Here is a 2433-nt window from a genome sequence, read left to right as displayed (position 1 = left end):
CCTGACCACGCAGGCCGCCATGGACGATCGCGATCCCGCCACCATCCGCCGCCATCTTCGCGATGCACTTCGCCCAAACGCACTCAAATGACTTCGCCAGATTTACGCGGATTCAGACCGCCGGCAACACACGTCGTTCAGCCGTCTCCCCAACCGATAGAGAATGGCCCCAAACGCGGCGCACATGTCGGCATCGAACCAACTGGCGTGCGCCATGTCGATCTCGACATCGGCAAACTCGCAAGCCTCGGTTTTCTCAGCCACGCCGATCAGCGCGGCAAACCCCTCTTGGTCGTGCCGAATCGATGGAAGGGCAAGCTTCACACCTTCACCTCAACGACCTTGGTCGTGTCGTTTCCAAAAATGTCGATCACCTTCACCGCGATCTTGTAGCGGCCGGCCTTGGGGTACTCGTGCTCGGCGCTGGTCAGCTCCAGCGTGCGGTTCTTGCGGGTTCGAAAACTCTGCCACTCGTTTTCGAAGATGTAGTTGCCGGTCCAGACTTCCTTTTCAACTCCCTCGCCCCCTTGGGGGAGAGGGTTGGGGTGAGGGGCTTCCACCACGCGGATGATCTCGCGGCGGTTCTCGTAGTCGAAATCCACCGCCCAGTAATCGATCCAGTCGGTCCACTTCTTCGTCAGCACCTCGCGGGTGACTTTACCCTGCTTGTCTTTACCGATCTTGACCACCTGCCCGCTCTCGACGGTGACCTTGCTGCCGCCGGGCTTGAGCTTCTCGCCGAGCGCGTTCAAGTCGTCCTGCCGGTAGTAGACGCCGAAGTCCTTGAGGGTGACCGTCGCCTTCAAGCCCTTCACTTTTGGAAGCACCTCGACATAGGCGACATCGTAGAACACCACCTGCCCGCGATCGACGGCGCGCTTGTCGAAGACGTCCTTCGGAATGTACTTCAAGCTCAGGCTCACGCCTTTCGCACGCGCTTCATCCTGCACCGCGGGCGTGAGGCCCATCTCGAACTCGAAGCCGAGGACGTCGACCTTGCTGATCTTCTTGCGGCGGCACTCGGCAGTGACCTCATTGACCTGCGCCAGCGTCACCGGCGCGTCGATCGGGCCGACCACCACCATGGTCGCGCCTTTCTTGCCGTGGAACGGCGGCGTCTGGAAGACGCGCTCGGCCTTGTACGCCGAGAGGATCAAGGTCAGGTAATGCTCCTCGCGCTGGATCGTCTGTGCCCGGCGCTGTTCCTCGGGCAGCGTCGGGTCGATGCCCACGAAGTACTGGCGCTCGTACTTGCCAAGGTTGAGGATCTCGAAGCTGCGATACGGCTTGCGCGCCGCCTTCAGCTCACGCTGCACGCCGATGAGTCGCTTCCGCGTCGTGTGAATCGCGAAGCGCCCGAGGTCGCAACCGATCCACTTCCGACCGAGCCGCTCTGCCACGGCGAGAGTCGTGCCCGAGCCGCAGAAGAAATCGGCGACGAGGTCGCCGTCGATCGAGGATGCCTTGATGACGCGCTCGATCAGAGCTTCTGGCTTTTGAGTGTCGTACCCCGTGTCTTCTTTCGCCTGTGAGTTGACCGGAGGGATGTCGTCCCAGACATTGCCAATGATCATGCCGGGCATCTCATCGAGGTATCGCTTGTACGCTGGCCACCCTCCGCTCTTCGGCCAGAAGATCCGCCCTTGTCTATCGAGGACATCAAGTTCGGATGGCCTCTTCGCCCAATGTCGCCCAATTGTGTTGGGATCGAATCCTCGCCAAGGTTCGCCCGTCTCGCCTTTTCGAAACCCTGCAGCGGTCAGATCGCCTGTCCGAAAGAGTCGACCCGTTTCCGCATCCTCCTGATTGTAGTGGCTCTTGAGGTATTCTTCCGAGTACGGACGGTGCTGAAGGTTGTGCGTGTAGGAATCTCCAAACGCGCAATACAGAATTACGTCGTGCACTGTCCCCCACCAGTGGCTATCACCGTGCGCAGTGGTTCGCTTCCAGACGATGTCACCCGAAACTGTGCTGTCAGCGAACACCTCTGAGCAGATCGCACGCACAAAGCTGGAGACATTGGGGCCGACCTGAACATACACAACTGCCTCCCGCGCAAGCAGGCCCTTAATCAGCCAAAGCCTCTCGGATAACATCGAGAAGTAAGAGTCCAACCCCCTGCCCCACGTGTCACGATAAGCAAGTTCCTCGATGACGCTCGGCTCCTTCGTGAGGGTCTCGTCGCCGACGTCGATGTTGACAGAGAAGTCGGCACCGACGTCGAACGGCGGATCGATGTAGACGAGCTTCAGACCACCGGCGGCTTCGATCTCGCGGCGTAGTGGGCCGTTCTGTGTCCTTCCGGTGAGCATGCATAGCTCGATTTTTCCGGGGCGATCGGTTGCGACCGGGCCACCGAGACGGAGCGACGGATCAGCGGGGTGGGAACCGGCTGCGCCGCCACCGGTCAGCGCGGTGGATCGGGACCGGTGT

At 60.7% G+C, this 2433-nt stretch carries 2 protein-coding genes; both read right to left on the bottom strand.

Annotated features, from left to right (window positions below; all coding sequences use genetic code 11):
- Positions 1-102: 102 nt before the first annotated feature.
- Positions 103-324: a hypothetical protein gene (locus HY699_20480; GenBank protein ID MBI4518186.1), complete on the bottom strand. Its 222-nt coding sequence runs from the start codon at positions 322-324 to the stop codon at positions 103-105.
- Positions 321-2433, bottom strand: a 2113-nt coding sequence (locus HY699_20475; GenBank protein MBI4518185.1) for a site-specific DNA-methyltransferase, incomplete at its 5' end; no start/stop codon positions are given. The genes HY699_20475 and HY699_20480, both read right to left, overlap by 4 nt.

Source organism: Deltaproteobacteria bacterium (assembly GCA_016210005.1).
Taxonomy (GTDB): Bacteria; Desulfobacterota; Binatia; order HRBIN30; family JACQVA1; genus JACQVA1.
The sequence above is the reverse complement of the archived record's forward strand: the minus strand, read 5'-3'. Positions and strand labels throughout refer to the sequence as shown.